Source organism: Cobetia sp. L2A1 (assembly GCF_009796845.1).
Classification (GTDB): Bacteria; Pseudomonadota; Gammaproteobacteria; order Pseudomonadales; family Halomonadaceae; genus Cobetia.
The window spans coordinates 1,689,607-1,707,096 of record NZ_CP047025.1; the positions used below are offsets into that span (position 1 = coordinate 1,689,607).

The following is a 17,490-nucleotide window of genomic DNA, read 5'->3' on the forward strand; positions in this document are numbered from 1 at the left end:
TATCCTTGGCCTTCAAGCAACAGGCATCAGTGGCTGGCGGCGGTCGCGCCCATTTCGTTGACTTGGCGGAAGCGCGCGAAGCGCTCCAGCGCAAAGGGGGCGATCAGGTCTGGCGTCTTGCCGCCTGATGCCACCAACTCGGCCATCGTCTTGCCGCAGATCGGCGTAGCCTTGAAGCCCCAGGTGCCCCAGCCTGCATCCAGGTAATAATTCTCGACCGGGCTCAGGCCCATGATCGGACTGTAGTCTGGTGTCATGTCGGTCGTGCCTGCCCACTGGCGCATCAGTCGCGCCTGAGACAGGAAGGGGAACATCTCAAGCGCGGCCCCGATCAGGCTTTCCTTGAGGTCCAGCGTCGAGCGAGTGTTGTAAAGTGGATAGGGATCAGAACCGCCGCCAAACACCACCTCGCCTCGACTGGTCTGTTGCACATAGCAGTGCAGCGCTGAGGAGCTGACGAGAGGGTCGAGGAAGGGCTTGAAGGGCTGAGTGACCATGGCCTGCAAGGGGTAGCTGATGATGGGCATCGTGAAGCCCGCCTTCTTGGCGAGTATCGAGCTGTGTCCGGCTACCGCCTGTACCACGCACCCACACTGAATCGTGCCGCGATTGGTCTTGACCGCCCGTACCTTGCCGCCTTCAATGACGAGGTCCTGTACCTCGGTCAGCTGATGGATCTCGACACCGCGTTTGGCGGCTTCCTTGGCGTACCCCCAAGCCACGGCGTCATGGCGGGCGGTGGCGCCGTCCTTGTGCCATAGGCCCGCCATCACCGGTAGATGGCCGGGGTCCATGTTCAATGAGGGCACCAGCTCGCGGATCTGCTGGCGATCCAGCATCTCGGTACGCCCCCCGAAGTGCGTATTGACCTCAGCGCGTTGGCGGAAGGCGCGTACGGTGGCATCGGTGTGAGCAAGCGTCAGCTGGCCGCGCTCCGAGTACATGATGTTGTAGTCGAATTCGTTGGAAAGGCTCTGGAACATGCGCACGGATTCGCTATAGAAGCGCACGCCTTCTGGTGTCAGATAGTTGGAGCGGATCACCGCCGTATTGCGTGCGGTATTCCCGCCTCCCAGGTAGGCCTTTTCCAGTACTGCCACATTGGTGATGTTGTGATATTTGGCCAGATAATACGCCGTGGCCAGGCCGTGTCCGCCGCCGCCGATGATGACCACGTCGTAGCTGGATTTCAGCTCCTTGGGTGCAGGCAGATCGACGTCGACGGGGTAGTCGGAAGACAGGCCGTACTTGAGCAGAGAAAAGGGCATCAATAGCTCCCGGGGCGGAGTACTCCGCTCCATGAATTCTTCAGGACGACTGGCGCAGGGCAGCAGTCAGAGTGTTGGCCAGCAGGCAGGCTATGGTCATCGGTCCCACGCCACCGGGCACGGGAGTGATGGCACTGGCGACTGAGGCCACGGATGTGAAGTCCACATCACCGACCAGCCGCGTACGGGCTTGTCCAGTCGGACTGTCCTCGGCTGACTGCTCGATGCGGTTGATGCCGACATCGATGACCACGGCACCCGGCTTGATCCACTCGGCAGTGATCATGTTCGGACGGCCGACGGCCGCGACCACGATGTCGGCCTGACGGCATAGCTCAGCCGGATTGCGGCTGCGTGAATGCAGCTGGGTCACGGAGCAATTGGCCGCGAGCAGCAGACTGGCCATCGGCTTGCCGACGATATTGGAGCGCCCGATGACCACCGCATGCAGACCGGAGAGGTCACCCCCTTGCTCCACGAAGGTATCGCGCAGCAACCGCATGCAACCGGTCGGGGTGCATGGAGCCAGTGCATCAGCACCCTGGATGAGTGCCCCGACGTTCATGCGATGAAAGCCATCCACATCCTTGCGAGGGTCAATCGCTTCCAGAACGGCATCTTCCTGAATGTGCTCGGGGAGCGGAAGCTGGACCAGGATGCCGTGGACTGCCGGGTCTGCATTGAGGGAGGCGACCAGTGCCAGCAACTCGGCCTCGCTCGTGTCGTCAGTCAGACGATGCTCGAAAGAATGCATCCCGCACTCGACGGTCCGCTTCAGCTTGTTGCGTACGTAGACCTGACTGGCGGGGTCTTCACCGATCAACACGACGGCCAGGCCTGGCGTGACGCCGCGTGTAGCGAGTTCAGCGACACCTGCCGTGACCTCTTCCAGCAAACGCGTTGAAGCGGCCTTGCCATCGATCAAGTGTGCCCTTGGCGGATTGACGGCCTCTGAGGAAGGGGCAGTAACCAGCGTCGTCGTCGCAGTGGCGGTCGGGGTGTTCATGTGGGGAGCCTCCCTGGTGTGAATGGACTGCTGTCCGTGTTATTTGAAAATCACGGTGCGGTCATTAGCGAGGAAGACACGATGCTCGATGTGGTAGCGAACGGCATTGGTGAGCGCTTCGGTTTCGGTATTGCGCCCGGCAGCGACCAGGTCATCCGGGGCGAAGTTGTGCTCGACTCGCTGCACGGCTTGATCAATGATCGGCCCTTCATCCAGATCCGCAGTGACATAGTGTGCCGTCGCACCGATCAGTTTCACACCGCGCGCGTGGGCTTGGTGGTAGGGCTTGGCACCCTTGAAGCCAGGCAGGAAGGAGTGATGGATGTTGATGGCGCGCCCTGACAGCTTTCGGCTCAATTCGTCAGAGAGAATCTGCATGTAACGCGCGAGCACGACCAGCTGAGTATCGGTTTCCTCGACAATCTCCATCAAGGCAGCTTCCTGGCGTGTCTTGGTCTCCTTGGTGATCGGCAGATAGACGAAGCGGATGCCTTCACGCTCCACCATCGGGCGCAGGTCAAGATGATTGGAGACGACAGCGGTGATCTGCATGTTCAGCTCGCCCTTGCGGTAGTGATAGAGCAAGTCATCAAGACAGTGATCAAATTTCGAGACCATGATCAGTACTGGCATCTTGTCGCGCGCCCCCAGGATCTGCCATTGCATCTTGAAGGGCGCCGCGACATCCTCGAAGGCCAGTCGCACCTGCTCGATATCGCCTTTGATCCCTTCATTGAAGCGGAAGCGTGCGCGCAGGAAGAACTGTCCTTGATCTTCATCATCGTACTGAGCCAGCTCGCTGATATAGCACTCATGCGAACTCAGCAATGTCGTGATGGCTGCGACGATTCCCGAGGTGGCAGGGCAGCTGATGGTGAGGATGTAGTGATTTTCTGATGAGCAGGTCGCGTGGGGCATTGATGGGGCTCCTGAGTAAGCCGAAAGGTGTTTTTGTTCACATATCAATCAATTATTTTTCGGGTGACTGATGTTGGCGATTTTATGGTCGATGAATCACGCAAATGTTTCTTAAGTGAATAAGAGTATTTTTGGCCTTGCTGGTCAATAGCGTTCGCGAGGCCGAGCAAGGTTTCTGGATTTTTATGAAGGATAGTTTTCACTGGCAAATTAATGCTAGGTACTTGGCAGAGGTCATGTCGTCAAATTCATACAACGAAAGACCAAGATGCAAGAATTCGTCAACACAGGGTGGCTGGCTTGCCGTACGAAATATCTTGCCGTTAGTGTGTGCTCACGAAAGGTCTGGTGGGGGTGTCTTGAGAGATGCCATCAGACTGCGCCACATTTACCATGCGACGTTTCGCATGGCTGTATAAGGAAAGACATGATGCGCAAGATGACAATGGCAGCGTTGATGGTAGTGGGTATGGCTGGTTCTTCCATGGCGATGGCCAACTCATACCTGGATGCCAAGAAAGACGATGCCAAGACTCAGTACACGCAGAGCAAGGATAGCGCCAAGACTTCTGCCAACACCAAGAAGGACGCTGCTACCAGCAAGGTCAGCAGTGCCAAGTCCAGTGCCAGCAGCAAGGCAAGCGATACCAAGTCCAATGCCAGCAACAAGGTGAGCAGCGCCAAGTCCACCAAGTCCGCATACGAAGACAAGTACAAGAAGTGATCAGCATGTAGCGCGTCTTGATTGGTGCAAGGAACCCGTCAGCCCCATCGGCTGGCGGGTTTTTTCATGGGGGATTTCTCATGCTCATGCATACCCGATTGCAGGCCTCATCAATAAGTCACAGACAGTTGCTGTCGGTATATACATACAACTAAAGACCAAGATGCAATAAATCGTCATCCCGTGACTGTCTGCTTGCTAGCTGGAATATCAAGCAGTTAGTGTTTGCTTATGCTAACCGAAGTGATACTTGATCCTTTGGGCATGAAATTTCAGGCAAGACACCAAAAGGAAGACACGATGCGTAAGCTTACAGTGGCAGCATTGATGGTTGTGGGTATGGCGGGTTCTTCAGTAGCCATGGCAAATTCCTACGGTGATGCGGCAAAAGACAACGCCAAATCTCAGTACACCCAGTCCAAGGACAATGCCAAGTCCAGCTATAACACTGGCAAGGACAGTGCCAAGTCTCAGTACACCCAGTCCAAGGACAATGCCAAGTCCAGCTACAACACTGGCAAGGACAACGCCCAGTCCAAGGCGACCCAGGCTTCTTCCAAGATGACGGATCAGAAGAGCCAGACAAGCAGCAAGGTCAGCGATACCAAGTCCCGATATCAGAAGAAGAGCTATGCTGATATCATGAAAAATGAGCACTGATCAGCGATTCTGATCACCTCGCTGTGACCAGCGTGCAATAACGCTGTGTCATACAAAAACCCCCGCAAGCCAGTGGCTTGCGGGGGTTTTTGCGATTTTGAGGAAGTGTGTGCTCGATCCCCCGGGTAATAGCGTCGAGGAAGATACTGAGCTTCACAGCGGTTGATCATGGATTCTTCGATGAGATGCTCAGACAGGTGCTGGGCAAAGGCCTGAACACGGCGCGGTTACGCGTGGGTGGAAACAGTAACTGTAGCGGCGAAGGCACAGTGGCTGCTCGGGCTGCCTTTTTTCGACGATGTGCAGAAACAGGGCGATGTTATCCAGCAGCGTTGGTCATTTTTCCAAATCAACTTGGTTCAGGTTGAATGCTCGCACAGTTCGGGCGTGTGAAAAGCCGTATTTTTGACACCAGAAGGCATCTGTCCGAGCTCCGGCATCGTATCTCTTGTCATGAGCAAGCCGGTGGGCAGTGGAAACTTCTGACAACACACAGGGATGGGTAGGGAAGGGAAGTGCCACTGACGCCGCACCATTGCCTGACAGGTGCCCTCATGGAGGGTGGTGAGTGAAGTCTCCATGCGCATCAGTCGTTCCCCTGCACAGATGATTGTCGCTGTGCCCCAACGTTCGGCGCGCAACAGGTCGAGTACATCGAGGAGGCCAGGCATGCGATCTCGCACACTGACCGTTCTAACCCTGATCATCACACTGATGGTCCCTGCATTGGCTCAAGCGGCATCACATGGTCGTGATGCACGTGATGACCGTGGACACAGCCAGCAGCATCACAAACGTCAGAAATATCAACACCAGCAGCAACGACAGCACCGTCAATTGAATCGCCGTGATGATCGACGTCATGTACAGCAGCGTCGTCATTCCGCTTCATCATCCCATGGCTGGAGACGAGGAGGACATGTGCCTCGCAGCTATTACGCCAATACGCGTTATTGGGTCAATGACTGGCGTGGGCATCGTCTTTCCCGTCCACCGCATGGACATCGATGGCTGCATGTTGATGGCCGCTATGTATTGACTGCCATTGCCAGCGGAGTCATCACGTCCATCATCCTCGGGCATTGATGATGCCGTGTTCCCTGGGCTGAAAAAAGAAAAGCCGCCTCATCAGAAAGGCGGCTTTTTCGTGTCCAGTATCCAGTGCTTCATGTTTCATGATCTGCGCCTGGCTGACAGTGTGATGACGTATCGTCAGCCAGTGACAGGGATGTTGGCATGAAGAGTGGCGACACCTGCATTAACGACAGACGCATCTATAATCTCCTTCGTCGCAGGCGACAAGGTTTGGTATGCCGGTGACATTACGCGTGCTGGCACCAACAGCGAATTCCACCTGGTCGATGCGCGTATCGCCGAGCATGTCCCGAAGACCGTCGCGGTTCACGAGGCTGCCGCACTACCGCTGACCGGCTTCGAGATGCTATTCGAACGTCTGTGGGTCCACGAACCGGTGCCTGGCGCCACGCGCCACGCATGCCATCCCGATCACCGGCGGTGTAGGCTCCATTACTCTTCAGATGCTGCGTGCACTGACCGACCTGGCCATCATCGCCACGTCCCGAAACTCAAGCGTGGGTCAAGTCGCTGGGCGCACATCACATCATTGATCACAGCCAACCGCTATCGGCACAGGTAGAAGCGCTGGGCATCGGCGCTCCGGCCTTCGTCTTCTCCACCAACTTCTGCGAGCACTATGCACTGCAGGTAGCAGAGCTGATCGTGCCACAGGGCCGCTTCGGCATCTGATCGGTATCGGAAACTCAATACATCAGCGACAGAAAGTACTGGCCTCGCTCAGTTCGCGTCAGGCCAAACGTGTCCAGGCAGGTGATATCTGGCGTGAAGTGACTGGCAGTCTGCCGAAAAACAGCCATATTCCGAGTTATCCAACCGCAAATTGCGCTGCTGACGCGATATGCTAGGGGCAGAAATAAAGCAGAACTGGAGGCCGTGCTTCCTGGCGTAAATCATGGTTGTCTGAGCATGTCTCAGCGCGTCATAAAAGTACTGTATCTGTCGAGGAGGCCACACATGGCGAAGCGATCATTTGCCGTTCTGACCTTGGCGTTTGCATTGATGGGTCCTGTCATCGTGCATGCTGACTCATCGGATGACGGCAAGAGTAGCGAGCAACATCTCAAGAAGAAGCACGAAGCTCTCGAAGGGCAAGCGAAGGCGGAGCGCGTTCAGCGCCAACAGATGCAGGAGTTGAAGCAGATTCAGCAAAAGGTACAGCTCAAGGAGGAGCAGAAGGGTGAGCCCGAGGTGGCGAAGGACTCGCCACAAGCAGAGACAACCTCGAATCTCTGGCAACGCGGTGGGCAAGTTCCTCCAGAGTATGCCGCGGATGAGAAGCACTGGATCACCGACTGGCAACAACATCATCTTTCCAGTCCTGAGCAGGACAAGCGCTGGCTGCAGGTCAAGAGTGGTTATGTGTTGATGGATATCAAGACGCGTGTCATCGACGAGATCGTGTTGAGTCAGTGACGCCTTCTCGGTGTGAAAAAGCCGCCTCCTTCGCGAGGCGGCTTTTTCATATCGCAATGTTATCACCAGGCGTCATTTTTCTTGAGTACATGACGACTCAATTAACTCACTGATTACTGATTTAAGGTGTCATTTTTCAGCGACGGATTGGTTGCACCTGAGGTTTATCCAATGGCCACATCACGCTACAGGCGTTGCCATATTGGGAGCGACTGCTGGTTTTCTGTCTGTATGTCATGTGCGACATGTGGTGGTAAAATGGCGACAAAAGCAGCTATTTACGAGGAATGTGTGGTTAAGTTGCTGCTAATTTGCGCGATCTGGTTTTTATAGGTAGGGTTAGGTAACGCTGTTTCTTAACCCCCGGAGCATGAAGTATCGCCGGGCACGACGAGGAGGCCAGACATGCGACATCGCACACTGACCGTTCTAACGATGATCTTTGCCCTGATGACTACCCCTTTGGCTCAGGCAGGACCCCATGATCGAGATGACCGAGGAGATCGCGGCCACCATCAACAGGACCGCAAGCACCAGCAAAAACAGCAGAAGCATCAACGCCAGCAACAGAAGCATCAACGCCAGCAACAGAAGCATCATGAGCAGAGGCGTCGTGAACAGTCCAGTCGCTCTCACCATTGGCAACGTGGAGACCACGTCCCACGTGATTACTATGCCAACAAGCGCTACTGGGTGAGTGATTGGCATGGTCACCATCTGTCCAAGCCGCCGCGTGGACATCGCTGGCTGAACATTGACGGACGCTATGTGCTGGCAGCCGTGGCAGGTGGCGCCATCACTGCCATCATTCTGAACCGCTAAGTCGTGATCAGCGCGGGCGGCAATGCTCGCTGAACCATGACCCCACTGCTGGTATCGTACTTATCATCAATACCTGAAACGACAAGAGGGCCGCAATCGCGGCCCTCTTGTCGTTTGTGCTGGTTGAAAACCGCATGGGCTCATAACCCAGCGTCTTTCCAGCCCTCGGCAGCATGCTGCGGATGTGGCGTATGGCCGGCTGCCTTGACGGCTTCAATTGCGCAATACTCGTCCTTGTCGGAGGCATCACCACTGATGCCCACCGCACCGATGACCGTATTGTCGGCGGTACAGATGAGCACGCCACCAGGTACTGGCACGAATTTGCCCTGAGAGACATTGGCCAGGGCTGACTGGAAGGCGATGCGCTCTGCGAGTCGATCGCGAATGGTACGACTGGAAACCCCCATGCCCAGTGCCCCCCATGCCTTGCCGGTCGCGATATCCCCCCGCATGATCCCGCAACCATCTTCCCGCTGGAATGCTACCAGATGGCCCCCGGCATCCAGAACGGCCACCGCCAGTGGCAAGAGCTTTTGCGTGCGCCCGCAGCGCAGCGCAGCATCAATGATGGTGCTTGCATGCTCCAGTGACAGCGTGACGTGCAGGTGCTTCACGTAATAATCCGACATGGTGACAGGACCTCTTGTCTGACGTGGCGATGGGGCGAGAAACCGCTCACGGATAATCTACACGACTGTAGAAGGGCACGTAGCGTTATTTCATGCCATACAATGACAAAATCGATTTAATCAAATCAAGCACCAAAACGGATTTTTTGCGAGGAAATTTGTGCTTTATGACAGCTTGAGCTAAATATTGAGTGAAATAATCGATTTTATCGCTGTCACCAAAATCACGATACAGGAGGCATTGCGAGAACCTCATAGAAAAGCAGGACTCGATGCACCGTCTTGCGCCATGCGTGCTGGAGTGCCAGGGATTCGCCAGAGGTCATGTTGAGTGTGCCATAGAGCCACCGCCATGCTGCCTGCCCTGTTTCACCGCTGCATGGCGTCAGTCACTGGCCTATAACAACATCCAATACGCTGCAGGTGACATGATGAAAACCTCCACATTGGCCTTGGGACTTGCGAGCGGAATTCCGCTGCTCAGTCTCCTCTGGGCCGTACAGCTTCCTCTTTATCTAGGGCTTGAAATCGATCGGTTGCAGATGTTGTCGCTCCTGTTGGGGTTGGCAACCGCACTCGTCTTTTTGTTGGTACCCCACGAGCAGCGCAGGGTAGAGCGTTGGGGAAACTTGATGCTGGCGCTTTTGACGTTGGCTGTTTTCGGGTGGATCAGCCTGGAGTATCAGCGATTCCAACTGGACTTCCCTTATCTGACTGTTGAGATGCAGGGGCTGAGTGTACTGGCCGTCCTGATGGTGCTGGAGGCCATTCGTCGCACGACGGGATGGATCCTGCTGGGGGTCATTGGTGTCTTCTTTCTCTATTCCGTCTTTGGCGACAGCGTGCCTGCACCTCTGACCGGCAATACCTCGACCTTGAACGAGATCGCCGTCTATCTTGCCTTTGATCCCAATGCGCTCCTGGGCACCCCTCTGAGTGTGGTTGCCACGATCGTTATCGTCTTCATCTTCTTCGGCAATCTGCTGGTCAAGTCCGGATGTGGAGAGTTCTTCATTGATATCGCGCTGGCGGCAATGGGCAAGCGCCGCGGCAGTGCCGCCAAGACCTCCATCGTGGGGTCAGCACTCTTTGGTGCCATCTCGGGTAGTGCGGTCTCCAACGTCGTTACCACCGGGGTGATGACGATCCCCTTGATGAAGCGCTCCGGCTATTCCGGTGTACAGGCGGGAGCGATCGAGGCCATCGCATCAACCGGTGGCCAGTTGATGCCCCCCATCATGGGCGCGGCTGCATTTCTGATGGCGCAATCGCTGGAAATTCCCTATAGCGAAGTCGTGATTGCCGCATTGATTCCTGCGCTGCTGTATTACCTGTCTGTCTTCATCCAAGTGGATCTCATCGCGGCGCGTGATGACATCGTCCCTCAGGAGCAGTCGGGACGTTCCGTGGGCAGCATTCTACTGGAAGGCTGGCATTTCATCGTGCCTTTCGGCGTGCTGTTGTATGCCATGTTCGCGCATAACGTCTCCGCGGAACTGGCCGCCCTGTACGGCTGCGTCACCATCGTGGCCACGGCCAGCGTCAGGCGCTATCAGGGCCATCGACTGACCTTCAAGGGGCTCTGCGACGCTTTTCCGCAAACCGGCAAAGCCGTCATGGAGCTGACCATGATCGTGGCAGGTGCAGGCCTGGTCATCGGCTTGTTGAATATCTCCTCGGGCGGTTTCGCGCTCACTCTGGCGCTGGTACATCTGGGTGAGGCAAATCTCGGGCTCTTGCTGATGATCTCTGCTGGCGTCTGCATTCTGCTGGGGATGGGCATGCCCACCACCGGCGTCTATGTCCTTCTGGCGGCATTGGTTGCCCCCGCGCTGATAGAGGCGGGTATCGAGCCGCTTGCCGCCCACATGTTCATTCTGTACTTCGGCATGATGTCGATGATTACGCCGCCTATTGCGCTTGCCGCCTTTTCTGCAGCGACCATCACGGGTGATAGTCCAATGCGAACGGGTGTGGAAGCCATGCGGCTGGGATGGGTGGCCTATGTCGTGCCACTGCTCTTCGTGCTGTCCCCGGAACTGATCATGCAGGGGGAGCCGCTCAATATCGTACTGGTCTGCCTGGTGACCGTCGCGGGAGTGCATCTTGTCTCAGTTGCCATGGTGGGCTACTTCTCCCGCAAGTTGTCCTGGGGGCTACGTGCGGGACTGGTGCTGGCAGGATGTGGTGCGCTGTTGCCATGGGCACTCTTGCCGCAGGGAGAATGGCTGTCACTGGCCGCGACACTGATCGGCATCCTGCTGCTCACGCTGATCGCGCTGCATACCCGGCGACACGCCAAGGATGTTCACCATCAGTTGTCAGCGCCGGTCGATGGCATGAAATGACACCACTCTCCTCACGCCTGAGGTGAGTGGGTCTTATGCAAGGCTCGTCTTCCAATAACAACGAGGCACGCCCATGAAGTCGTTTAACAAGGCCAGCACGAGAACTCTCACGGCGGCACTGCTGTCGCTTGCGATACTGTCCAGTGCACAGGCCGCTACCCTCAATGTGGGGACCAATCAGCAGGGGTCGCTGTTCTATTCCATGGGTACGGCCCTGTCGAAGGTCATGGCCGACAAGTCGGGCAAGCAGTATCGCGTTTCTCCGTATGCCGGCTCATCGACCTACTTGCCGCTGATCAATGCAGGGAGGGTGTCCTTCGGTTTCGCCAATGGCAGTGAGGCACTCTTCGCGTATCAGGGCAGCGAGAATTTCTCGCGAGGAGCCAATGACAAGCTGCGACTGGTAGGTGTCATGCTCGCCAGTCAGGCTTCATTTGCAGTGGCGACGGAGTCAGACATCCACTCGATTGACGACCTCAAGGATAAGCGGCTGCCTTCGGGATACAACTCGGGTCGCACCTTTCATTACTACTCGAATGCCGCACTGGCGACGGGTGGGCTGACGATTGATGATACTCAGAAGGTTCCCTCGCCCAACTTCGTCACGGCCATCGAGGCACTCGAAGAAGGACGAGTGGATGCCGCACTTGTCACGCTGAATGTGGGCCAAGGCAAGCAGGCCATGGCAACCATGTCCAAGGGCTGGCACTATCTGAGTCTTGATGATTCGCAGGCCGCGCGCGATGCAGTGAGCGAGAGTCTGCCTTCAGCGAGAATCGTTTCACTGTCACCGAGTGACAATGCCACGGGAGTGGTGGAAGATCCCACCCACATGATCGAGGTGGATTTCTATCTGGTGACCAGCGCTGATGTAGATGATGAGACGGTATCCGAGCTCGTCAAGACGCTCCATGCCAACAAGACAGCGCTGGCCAATGCTTATGGCGTCTTCAAGCGCTTCGATCCCGAGACAATGGTGGGGGACAGCAAGGTGCCGTATCACCCGGGGGCCATCAAGGCCTACAAGGAGATGGGCCTGTGGCCAGAGGAGTGATCACTGAGTGAGGTCATGTATTGATGTCACCCCGAGGCATCACTTGCCTCAGCGCTCTGAAAAGCATGATTCGGCCTTGCTGTGCTCCTCTATGGCCCGGTGCTCTTTGGCACCGAGCAGACAGAACGCAAACGCCCCTCAAGGGTCTCCTGAGGGGCGTTTGCGTAGTGACTCACTATCGAATCATTGATTGCTTGCGTGAATCAGGCGCTCCAGTGCCTCAGCGACGCGCAGCAGTGCCACATCCTGCCCTTGCGGGCGTGACAGCATCAGACCGATCGGCTCCTTGCCGACTGGCGCAGGTGCGGGAATCGAGATCGAGCTGGCATCCAGATAATTGAAGACGCTGGTGTTGCGCAGTGCCCGCTTGTTGAGCGCCGCGAAGGCCGCGCCGTCCTGCTCCAGCAGGTCACGACGCGGAGCACGCATGGCGACGGTGGGCATCAATACCGCATCGACATCCTGCACCTGTTGCGCAAAGCGTTGCTGGATCGCATTGCGAGGCCACAGACGTGCCAGATATTCGCTGGAGGTGATGTCACGGCCACCATTCAGCCGCTCGGCAATCAGCGGGTCATACTGCGCTTCGTGTGCTGCCAGCAGTTCGTGATGCACGGCGGCTGCTTCAGGAATGACCAGCCCGCCGCGCTGGTTGATGGCGTATGCCGCCTCGATGGCCTCGACCGGCACACGCAGAATTCGCACGCCCCAGGCCTCGAGTCGCTCCAGCAGAGTGGTGAAGTCGGCAGCGACATCGGCATCGACTTCGCTGACCAGCTCGCTCTCTGGTACCAGCAGCGTCAGCGGGCGGGCAAGTGGCGTCGGATCAGCGACCTCACCGCTCAAGACTTCCCACAGACTGCGGCAGCAGGCGACGCTGGGGGCGATGGGGCCGACGCAGTCAAGGCTGGGTGACAGTGGGAAGGCGCCGTCTCCCGGCACGCTTGACTGGGATGGCTTGAAGCCCGTCAGGCCACAGAAAGCTGCCGGGATGCGCAATGACCCGCCGGTATCGCTGCCCAGAGTCGCGGCTGCCAGCCCGAAGGCGACAGAGGCCGCGCCACCGGAGGTGGAACCGCCAGTGATACGCTCGCCGTCAAACGGATTGGGCGGCGTGCCGACATGCGGATTCAGGCCGAGTCCGGAGAACGCGAATTCACTCATGCTGGTGCGACCGGCATGCAGGATGCCGGCAGCCTTCAAGCGAGTCAGCGCTGAGGCATCCTGATGGGCAGGTGCGCTTTGCGACAGCGCACGAGAGCCGGCGAGTGTCGTCATGCCGCGCTCATCGAAGAGATCCTTGATCGAGACTGGCACACCACTCAACGGCAAGGACGTCGCTGCGACCTGAAGCTGCTGCTGGGCTGATGCTTGCTCGCTCATGGCAATATCATCACGCGTGATCACGCTGTGGCTTGCAGCCTCGCCCAGGGCCTGATGGCGCTCGGCAAGCACTGTGGCAGTCTGCTCGGGGCCGAAACTGCCTGTCTGATAGGCATCCAGCAGCTGCGTCAACGTACGCTGGCGGGGCGAGCGCGCCCAGAATTCACGTGCGTTCTCGATCTTCAAGCTCTTGTCGCTCAGACCTTCATCACTCATGCCACCACCTCAAGTTCTTCCACCTCGTAACGGTGCTCGATACGACGACCCGTCTGCGGGTCGATCAGACGCATGGTAAAGCTCGGGCTGGGACGAATGCCACCAATCGCCGGCACGGTGCCGCACAGCAGTACGCTGTTGGGGGCCAGGCTGCCGTCCTTGGCAATGGCGGCGGGCAGGCGCTCCATCAGCGTCGCGACCGGCAGCAGCTCGGCAAGGGTGCCTTGCTGATAACGCACGGTCTTGCCGGCATCTTCGATTTCGCTCTCGATCACAAGGCTGTCCCAGTGATCAATGACTTCACTGAGCTTCCAGGCGTGGCGGGCGATCGGCTTGGCGCATAGCTGCTTGGATTCGGCGACGCCAACGGCTTCCAGCTTGCGATCGGTATGATCCGAGGCGATCGTCACCCACAGGGTGCCATCGGCATCGCTGACCAGGCAGGTCTCGACTTCACCGGAGCCTTCGCCACCGAGCATGGCGACCTGAGTGGATTGGGTCAGTGTCTCGCGTGACACGCGGTAGAACAGCGGGGTCTGGGAGGGCGGTGACACGCCCAGCAGCTTGAGCTCGTCGATATGGTGCTGCACGCCCGCCTGGTCGCGGCCAGCCCAGCCGGCAATCGCGACGCGCTGGATATCAAGGGTGAATTCGCCGTTGTCATGGGTAAAGGTCAGCATAGGTGTCGCTCCGTTATCGGGGGGGGTCGATGTTCTTTGAAAAATTCTTGAATGAATGGTGTTGCGTCAATGGCCCTTGCTGGCTTGGCAGCAGGGGCCAGGCAAAAGCGGATTTACAGTGCCGATGGCAGCCACAGCGCGATCTGCGGGAAGGCCACCAGAAGGGCTGCCATCACCAGCATCGCGCCCAGATACGGCAGGGTGCCGATGATGACGTCCGAGAAGGCTTCGCCACGCCGTGAGGCCTGCACGATATAGAGGTTCAGGCCGACCGGCGGAGTGATCAGTGCCAGCTCAACGAAGAGGATCATCACGATGCCGAACCACACCTTGTCGTAACCGGCCGCGGCGATCAGCGGCGTGACGATGGGGATGGTGATGACCATCAGCGACAGCGTCTCGATGAAGAAGCCGAGCACGATGAACAGGGTGATGACCGCCATCAGCAGCGCGAAGGGCCCCAGGTCATAGGTCTCAAGCAGACCAGTGATCTGCTGGACCATGCCGGAGGACGCCAGCGCAAAGTTGAGGAAGGAAGCCGCCATGATGATGAAGAGGATCATCGAGGTGGTCTTGACCGTGCCGTCCAGTGCGCGACTGATCATCGACAGGTTCAGTGAGCGGTTGATGGCGGCAAGTCCGAGGGAGGCCAGCACGCCAATGGCTGCGGCTTCGGTCGGAGTCGCCCAGCCCAGATAGATGGAGCCGACGATGACGATGAACAGCACCAGCAAGGGCAGCAGGAATGACAGGCTCTTGAGGCGGGTGCTCCAGCTTGCACTTTTGCGCGGGCCGCCCAGTGACGGCTTCCAGACGCACAGCAACAGTGAGGCCAGCATGAACAGCGCCGCCAGGCCAAGGCCCGGTACCAGACCGGCCATGAACAGCTTCGGGATGGAGGTCTCAGTCAGGAAGCCATAGACGATCAGGTTGATCGACGGTGGGATCAGGATGCCGAGGGTGCCGCCCGCGGCGATGCTGCCGCAGAACAGCTTGGGGTCGTAGCCGAGCTTCTTGCCCTGCGGCAGTGCCACGGTCGAGACCGTCGCCGCTGTCGCGACCGAGGAACCCGAGGTCGCCGAGAACAGCGCCGAGGTAGTGATGTTGGCATGCAGAAGACCGCCCGGCAGCCATGACAGCCAGTGGTCCATCGCGCGATACGCCTTCTCGGCGATACCGGCACGCACGATGATTTCGCCCATCAGCACGAACAGCGGAATCGCGATCAGCAGAAAGGAATCCGCGGCCGACCACAGGTTCTGGCCGAGTGCCTTGGTCAGTGGGAAGAAGGAATAGAACTGATCGATCCCGAAGGCGAGCAGAAAGAGCGTGACCGCGACAGGAATGCCGGCCAGCAACAGGGTGAGGATACCTACCGAGAGAAAACCCAACATCAGCGGGACTCCTGTGAAGTGGAGGTAGCCTGGGCCAGGGCCCCTTCGCTTTCTCCGTGATCGGGACCTGCCAGGGTTTGCAGCGTCGTGGTATCCCGCAGGCAGGCGGCGACCAGCACACGCAAGCCCAGCACGCTGGTGGTGATCGCGAACCAGGCATAACCAGCTAGCCACAGCAGTTGCGGAATCCACAGTGGCGTTGCCAGCGGGGTATTCGCCGTTGAGCCATTGCTCAGGGACTTGTCGAGTACCGGCCAGGCATTGACGAGAATGACCCAGGCCACCAGGTTCAGGGCCAGCATCGCGATGATGTCGAGCGTATGACGTGACAGCGCGGGCAGTTTGCCGTGCACGACATCGATGCGGATATGCGCGCGCTCCATCAGGGTATGGGAGAGCCCCCACGCCGAGAGCATGGCCAGCACGTAGCCGGCATATTCATGGACGCCAGGGAGCGGGTGATTGAAGAGCTGACGCATCAGGATTTCTGCGCCAATGAAGACCACCACCGCCAGGAGCAGTAGCCCCATCAGGCGGGCGGCATGGCGGGATATCGCGCGTGTCACTGACACGACGACATCGAGGGCATGAACGAAGGAAGTCATGAGTCGGGTCCTGCTGGAGCGCTGCGCGTGCTGCACGAGCGTAGGGCTGAAGTGCTTGAACCGCGCACAGGAACAAGCGATATGCGCGGCAAAGCGACAAGGTGCGTCATCGCCACCTGGCGCATCAATGGCTCCCACCTCACCGCGACGTTGCAGTGGGAGCAGGATGGCGAGGCATCCCATTGATGCGCTGACGGATCACTCGGCGGTGGCGGTCAGGCCGACGACCTTGCCAACGCTCTCGTTCCACGCCGTGCGAGTCTCGGCATCCACGCGAGCCGCCCAGGCCGGCAGCACACTGTCTTCCAGTGCAGCGCGTGCCCGTTTGGCATCGTCATCGCTGAAGTTGACCAGCGTCATGTCGGCACTTTCTCCCAGCGGGCATTCGCCCTGGCCGGTCAGACAGGCCACGCCGCGCTCCGTCTCGCCGCGTGCGTTTTCCCACACCGGCGCGGTGAACTCGGTATCCACCTGCTGTTGCATCAGTGTCTGGGTCTCGGCGGAGAGGCTCTTCCACTTGTCCAGATTGATGGCGGTGATCACGTAGTCCCATCCCCCCAGCGGCAGCGGCATCAGATGGCTGGACACTTCATGCCAACCGGCGCTGTAGCCGGAGAGCGAGCCGGTGACGGCACAATCGATCACGCCACGCTCCAGTGAGCCGGGCACCTCGTTGAAGGCGATGTTGAGGCTCTGGGCGCCCAGTGCTTCGATGAACTCACCCGTGGAGCGACCGCTGGCGCGTACCTTCTTGTCCTTCAGGTCATCAAGCCCTTCGATCGGGGTATTGCAGAACAGCACCTGAGCCGGATACGGCACGATGGCCAGCACGTGGCTGTTGAAGCGCTTGTTCATGGTGGTTTCTGCCAGGGGCAGGAAGGCTTCAGCCACCTTCTGTGCTTCATCCGCTGTCGGCGCCATCATCGGCAGATCCAGACCCTCGAGTTCCGGTGCATCGGAAACGGTGTAATCCGCGACGGTCATGCCGACATCGAACACGCCATCGCCCAGATAGCGATAGACGTCGGAGCCGGGAATGCCCATCTGATCGAAGGTGGTCACCTGGGTGCTGAGCTCGCCGTTGCTGGCAGCGGGCAGTGTCTCGCTCCAGAAAGGCTTCTCGAACTGGCGATTCAGCTCCAGACTGCTCCAGCTTCCCACGACGTTGAGGGAGTCGGCAGCGTTGGCGCTACCGGCGGCGGCCAGTGCCAGGCCGAGGGCGGAGAGGGCAAAACGTGTCTTCATGTGAGTCACCATTGTTGTTGTGCA

The 17,490-nt window shown here is 58.3% G+C and carries 16 protein-coding genes; 7 read left to right on the top strand and 9 right to left on the bottom strand.

Going from position 1 to position 17,490, the window contains the following annotated elements; translation table 11 throughout:
• Nucleotides 1–26: 26 nt before the first annotated feature.
• From GQR90_RS07365 to purU, 3 genes are read right to left on the bottom strand one after another with little or no spacing between them, the layout of a single operon-like run.
• Nucleotides 27–1,268: an FAD-dependent oxidoreductase gene (locus GQR90_RS07365; RefSeq protein WP_158773529.1), complete on the bottom strand. Its 1,242-nt coding sequence runs from the start codon at nt 1,266–1,268 to the stop codon at nt 27–29.
• A 40-nt stretch (nt 1,269–1,308) separates the two neighbouring features.
• A complete protein-coding gene (folD, locus tag GQR90_RS07370; protein WP_158773530.1) occupies nt 1,309–2,274 on the bottom strand; it encodes a bifunctional methylenetetrahydrofolate dehydrogenase/methenyltetrahydrofolate cyclohydrolase FolD in 966 nt (321 codons plus the stop codon).
• Between the two features lie 39 nt (nt 2,275–2,313).
• On the bottom strand, nt 2,314–3,192 hold the full coding sequence (purU, locus tag GQR90_RS07375; RefSeq protein ID WP_158773531.1) for a formyltetrahydrofolate deformylase: 879 nt from the start codon (nt 3,190–3,192) through the stop codon (nt 2,314–2,316).
• A gap of 430 nt (nt 3,193–3,622) precedes the next feature.
• Between purU and GQR90_RS07380 the strand changes: the two genes are divergently transcribed.
• The 5 genes from GQR90_RS07380 (at nt 3,623) to GQR90_RS07400 (ending at nt 7,909) form a co-directional block, all read left to right on the top strand.
• The gene (locus tag GQR90_RS07380) at nt 3,623–3,916 is read left to right on the top strand and encodes a hypothetical protein (RefSeq protein WP_158773532.1); all 294 of its coding nucleotides are present in this window, start codon (nt 3,623–3,625) and stop codon (nt 3,914–3,916) included.
• A 300-nt stretch (nt 3,917–4,216) separates the two neighbouring features.
• Nucleotides 4,217–4,576 carry a hypothetical protein gene (locus GQR90_RS07385; RefSeq protein ID WP_158773533.1) on the top strand — a complete coding sequence of 120 codons (360 nt, stop codon included), beginning with the start codon at nt 4,217–4,219 and terminating at the stop codon, nt 4,574–4,576.
• Between the two features lie 669 nt (nt 4,577–5,245).
• Entirely contained in the window at nt 5,246–5,662 is a 417-nt protein-coding gene (locus tag GQR90_RS07390; protein WP_199269488.1) for an RcnB family protein, read from the top strand.
• A gap of 966 nt (nt 5,663–6,628) precedes the next feature.
• Nucleotides 6,629–7,087, top strand: a complete 459-nt coding sequence (locus GQR90_RS07395; protein WP_158773534.1) for an RcnB family protein — start codon at nt 6,629–6,631, stop codon at nt 7,085–7,087.
• 405 nt (nt 7,088–7,492) lie between these two features.
• Nucleotides 7,493–7,909 (top strand): RcnB family protein, encoded by a 417-nt coding sequence (locus tag GQR90_RS07400; RefSeq protein ID WP_158773535.1) that lies wholly within the window; start codon nt 7,493–7,495, stop codon nt 7,907–7,909.
• 140 nt (nt 7,910–8,049) lie between these two features.
• On the opposite strand, the gene GQR90_RS07405 is transcribed toward GQR90_RS07400, so the two are convergent.
• On the bottom strand, nt 8,050–8,541 hold the full coding sequence (locus GQR90_RS07405) for a GlcG/HbpS family heme-binding protein (RefSeq protein ID WP_158773536.1): 492 nt from the start codon (nt 8,539–8,541) through the stop codon (nt 8,050–8,052).
• Between the two features lie 431 nt (nt 8,542–8,972).
• Between GQR90_RS07405 and GQR90_RS07410 the strand changes: the two genes are divergently transcribed.
• Nucleotides 8,973–10,889: a TRAP transporter permease gene (locus tag GQR90_RS07410; RefSeq protein WP_158773537.1), complete on the top strand. Its 1,917-nt coding sequence runs from the start codon at nt 8,973–8,975 to the stop codon at nt 10,887–10,889.
• 73 nt (nt 10,890–10,962) lie between these two features.
• A complete protein-coding gene (locus tag GQR90_RS07415; RefSeq protein WP_158773538.1) occupies nt 10,963–11,943 on the top strand; it encodes a TAXI family TRAP transporter solute-binding subunit in 981 nt (326 codons plus the stop codon).
• Between the two features lie 183 nt (nt 11,944–12,126).
• Here GQR90_RS07415 and GQR90_RS07420 read toward each other — a convergent pair whose 3' ends face one another.
• The 5 genes from GQR90_RS07420 to GQR90_RS07440 form a co-directional block, all read right to left on the bottom strand.
• Entirely contained in the window at nt 12,127–13,542 is a 1,416-nt protein-coding gene (locus GQR90_RS07420) for an amidase family protein (RefSeq protein ID WP_158773539.1), read from the bottom strand.
• Nucleotides 13,539–14,222 (bottom strand): DUF2848 domain-containing protein, encoded by a 684-nt coding sequence (locus tag GQR90_RS07425; RefSeq protein WP_158773540.1) that lies wholly within the window; start codon nt 14,220–14,222, stop codon nt 13,539–13,541. Before GQR90_RS07425 ends, GQR90_RS07420 begins: the two co-directional genes overlap by 4 nt.
• Nucleotides 14,223–14,335: 113 nt before the next feature.
• A complete protein-coding gene (locus GQR90_RS07430) occupies nt 14,336–15,616 on the bottom strand; it encodes a TRAP transporter large permease (protein WP_158773541.1) in 1,281 nt (426 codons plus the stop codon).
• Nucleotides 15,616–16,221 (bottom strand): TRAP transporter small permease subunit, encoded by a 606-nt coding sequence (locus GQR90_RS07435; RefSeq protein WP_158773542.1) that lies wholly within the window; start codon nt 16,219–16,221, stop codon nt 15,616–15,618. Before GQR90_RS07435 ends, GQR90_RS07430 begins: the two co-directional genes overlap by 1 nt.
• A gap of 198 nt (nt 16,222–16,419) precedes the next feature.
• The gene (locus GQR90_RS07440) at nt 16,420–17,466 is read right to left on the bottom strand and encodes a TRAP transporter substrate-binding protein (RefSeq protein WP_233266474.1); all 1,047 of its coding nucleotides are present in this window, start codon (nt 17,464–17,466) and stop codon (nt 16,420–16,422) included.
• Nucleotides 17,467–17,490 lie beyond the last annotated feature (24 nt).